We start from the raw sequence: 3,935 nt of genomic DNA, 5'->3' as shown, positions 1-3,935 counted from the left end.
CAGCGCATAGGTCACCGGCGGGCCGTTGACGTCGATCGACGACGCCGTGACACCGACGGTCGAGCCGTTGGCCGCGCCTTCCGCGATCGCATTGGCGCTGGCGTCGCTGTCGACCGGGGTCGACGGCGGGGCTTCGGTGACGGCGATGGTGAAGGTCTGCGAGGTCGCAAGGGTGCCGTCGCTGGCCTGCGCGGTGACGGTATAGGCGTGGCCGGGCGCGCTTTCGTAATCGAGCTTGCTCGGGTCGGCGACGGTGATGACGCCTGTTGTCGCGTTGATGGTGAAGCCGCCGCCGGAAGTGTCGCCGGTCAGCGAATAGGTCACCGCCGGGCCGTTGATGTCGGTCGAGGATGCGGTGACGCCGACCGTGGTGCCGACGGCCGCGCCTTCGACGACGGTATTGGCGGCAGCATTGCTGTCGACCGGGGCCGACGGCGCAACGTCGGTGACGTTGACGGTAAAGGTCTGCGTGCTGGTCTGCGTGCCGTCGCTGGCCTGCGCGGTGATTGTGTAGGCGTGGCCGGGCGCGGTTTCGAAATCGATCTTGGTGGGATCGGCGACGGTGATGACACCGGTCGCGGCATTGATGGTGAGGCCGTGGGCATCGCCGACCAGCGAATAGGTTACTGTGCCGCCATTGATGTCGGTGGCGTGCGCGGTGATGCCGACGGCGGTGCCGATGGCGGCGCCTTCGACCACCGTGTTGGTCGCGGCGTCAGAGTCGGTGGGAGCCGACGGCGGGGCGTCGGTCACGCCGATCGTGAAAGTTTGCGTCGTCGTGGTCGCGCCGCTCGTCGCCTGCACCGTGATGGTATAAGCGTGGCCCGGCGCGCTTTCGTAATCGAGCTTGTTCGGATCGGCGACGGTGACGACACCCGTCGTGGCATTGATGGTGAAACCGCCGCCGGAGGTGTCGCCGGTCAGCGAATAGGTGGTTGCGGGGCCGTTCGGATCGACCGCGGAGGCGGTGATGCCGACCAGCGTGTTGACGGCAGCGCCTTCGACGACGCTGTTGGCGGCGGCATTGACGTCGACCGGGGTGCTGACCGCCACGTCGTTGACGTTGATCGTGAAGCTCTGCGAGCTAACGCCGCCATGGCCGTCACTGGCCTGGACCGTGATGGTGTAGGCGTGACCCGGCGCGGTCTCGAAGTCGATCTTGCTGGAATCGGCGACGGTGACGATGCCGGTGTTGGGATCGATCTTGAAGCCGCCATGGGAGGAATCCGATGTCAGCGAGAAGGTGACACCGGGGCCGTTGACGTCGGCTGACGACGCGGTGATGCCGACCGAGGTGTTGACCGAGGCGCCTTCGTTGACGGCGTTGGCGGCGGCGTTGCCGTCGATCGGTGTCGAGGGCGGCGCATTGCTAACCGCGATCGTGAAGCTCTGCGACGAGACGAAGATACCGTCGGTGGCCTGCACATTGACGACGTAGCTGCCGCCGGAGCTCTCGAAATCGACTTTGGAGGGATCGGCAATCGACACGACGCCGGTATTCGGATCGACCTTGAAGCCGCCATGCGAGGAATCGGACACCAGCGAATAGGTGACCGGAAGACCGATCAGGCTGGTGGATTGCGCGGTGATGCCGACCGATGTATTGGCTGCGGCGCCCTCAACGACAGTGTTGGCGCCGGAATTGGCGTCGGTCGGAGGCGACAGGAAGCCGGGCACCGGCGGCCACGGCGTGCCGGGAGGACAGCCCAGGTAAAGATATTGCAGACCATACGTGTTGACGAACGCCTGCGCGGCCGGATCCAGAATGATATTGCCGCTCGGATCGAGATGAAGCTCGGGGCGGGTTAAACCACCGATTGTATAGGCAGGTATGGTCGTCATGAGCACTCCTGCGATCGGCGTGAAAGCCGATCAACTAACTACATTTGTTGGGGACGATGAGGTGTGAAGCAGTTCACACGTTGAGGTTGATCATACGCGACCCGAGATCGCACCGGTCCGCTCGCAATATGCGGACACCGCGACGGTTGCGGAGTCCCGACATCAGCAAGTTCAAATGCGCTTGCCATTACGTAATCGCTTCCACTCACTCACGCCGCGAGAAAAGCCCTATGAATGTTCGAGAAAAGCGCGGCGGCCAAGAAAATTTACCGGTTGGCAACCACGACCGTATTGTCGATGCTTCCGAGTGTCAATGAGCGTCCACGTGACATCGCGTCGTTAACCACGATTCGGCCATGCAGCGGGAGGTAGAGTGTGGAAACTCGACCATTTTTAATCTTGTGCGACCCCCGGTGGTTTATGCGCCGCAGACGGAATTGGCGTTGTGTGACGAATATGTGTCGGTGATTCGCCTTGTGATTGATTCCCGGCGAACCTTCTGTGATCTCTCCTCACCCCGAAAGGCCAGCGAATCTGTCCCTTCCTGTCGTCACGGCTTCGCGATCACGTCGTAAGGCTTTCAGATTACGCAACTATTCGCTTGATCCGGCGGCCATCTTGAACAGACTGGGGAGCGGCTACATCTGTGACGTCCGCTGCCGCGACATTGCGGTGGTCCATCCGCGTTGAATCACCGCAAGTTCAATTGCGACTTTCGTAGCCCTGCACTGATCCTGGGGGAGAGGGAATTGAGTTCGATTGACAGAACGGGGCGTGTGGCTCCGGTGACCCGCGTCGAGCGTCATTCGCTTCGCCGCCATGCCTCACGCGGCCTGTCGCTCAGGCCTTGGCTCGGCCTTGCGCCGATCGGGCTGCTGGCGGCGCTGGCGCTCGGCGGCTGCGACAACAAGAGCGCGCAATCGCAGGCCGCGCCTCCGCCGCCACCCGTGACCGTCGCGCAGCCGGTCAAGCGCACGGTCACCGACTGGGACGAGTTCACCGGCCGCTTCGAGGCGATCGAGGAGGTCCAGGTCCGCGCCCGTGTCGGCGGCTTCGTCAACAGCGTCGAGTTCAAGGATGGTGCGATCGTCCACGCCGGCGATCTGCTCTACATCATCGACCCGCGGCCGTTCGAGGCTGTCGTGCTGCAGGCCGAAGGCCAGCTCGCCGACGCGCGCGCCAAGGGGGAGCTTGCCAAGCGCGATCTCGAGCGCGGGCTGAACCTCGTGCAGACCAGCGCGGTCTCGGAGCAAGTCGTCGATCAGCGCCGTCAGGCGTTGCAGGCGGCGCGCGCCGCAGAGACCCAGGCCGAAGGCACGCTGAAGGCCGCGCAGCTCAATGTCGAATTCACCCATGTGCTGGCGCCGATCACCGGCCGCGTCAGCCGGCATCTGGTGACTCCGGGCAATCTGGTGCAAGGCAGCGAGGGCGGCGCGACGCTGCTGACCTCGATCGTGTCGCTCGATCCGATCTACATCTATTTCGACGTCGACGAGGCGACCTATCAGCGCAACAGCAAGCTGTGGTTCGAGGGCAGGCGGCCGAGCTCGCGCGACACCGCGAACCCGGTGCAGGTGATGCTGACCGGCGAGACTAGGCCCTCGCATGAAGGCAAGATGGACTTCCTCGACAACCGCCTCGACGTCTCCACCGCGACGCTGCGCAGCCGCGCGGTCGTTCCGAACAAGGATCTGTCGGTCCTGCCCGGCCAGTTCGGCCGGGTCCGTATCATCGGCTCCTCGCCCTATGAGGCGCTGTTGATCCCGGACAGCGCTGTTGCCACCGACCAGTCGCGCAAGATCGTGTTCGTGGTCAAGGACGACAACACGGTGGAAGCAAGAGCAGTCACGCTCGGGCCGCTCGACGAGGGCCTACGCGTCGTCCGCGAAGGCCTCAAGGCGGAGGATCACGTGATCGTCGACGGCCTGCAGCGCGCCCGCGTCGGCGCCAAGGTGACGCCGAAGATGGCGCAGGCTCCGGCGGATTCCAAGCCGGCCGCAGGCGACAGGCCGGCGGCCGCTGACAAGCCCGCCGCAGGTGCCAAACCATGAATCTCGGCAGGCTCTCCATCAACCAGCCGATCCTCGCGATGG

2 protein-coding genes are annotated in these 3,935 nt (G+C 64.3%); one reads left to right on the top strand and one right to left on the bottom strand.

What is annotated here, in order from left to right:
* Positions 1 to 1,842 (bottom strand): cadherin repeat domain-containing protein (locus tag AKL29_RS18185; protein WP_193395227.1); only part of this gene is annotated, 1,842 nt, incomplete at its 3' end.
* 833 nt (positions 1,843 to 2,675) lie between these two features.
* On the opposite strand from AKL29_RS18185, the gene AKL29_RS18180 reads away from it, so the two are divergent.
* The gene (locus AKL29_RS18180) at positions 2,676 to 3,893 is read left to right on the top strand and encodes an efflux RND transporter periplasmic adaptor subunit (RefSeq protein ID WP_050385095.1); all 1,218 of its coding nucleotides are present in this window, start codon (positions 2,676 to 2,678) and stop codon (positions 3,891 to 3,893) included.
* Positions 3,894 to 3,935: the final 42 nt, after the last annotated feature.

It is taken from the genome of Bradyrhizobium pachyrhizi (genome assembly GCF_001189245.1).
Taxonomy (GTDB): Bacteria; Pseudomonadota; Alphaproteobacteria; order Rhizobiales; family Xanthobacteraceae; genus Bradyrhizobium; species Bradyrhizobium pachyrhizi.
Note: the sequence above shows the minus strand (reverse complement) of the source record. Positions and strands in the feature narration are given on the sequence as shown.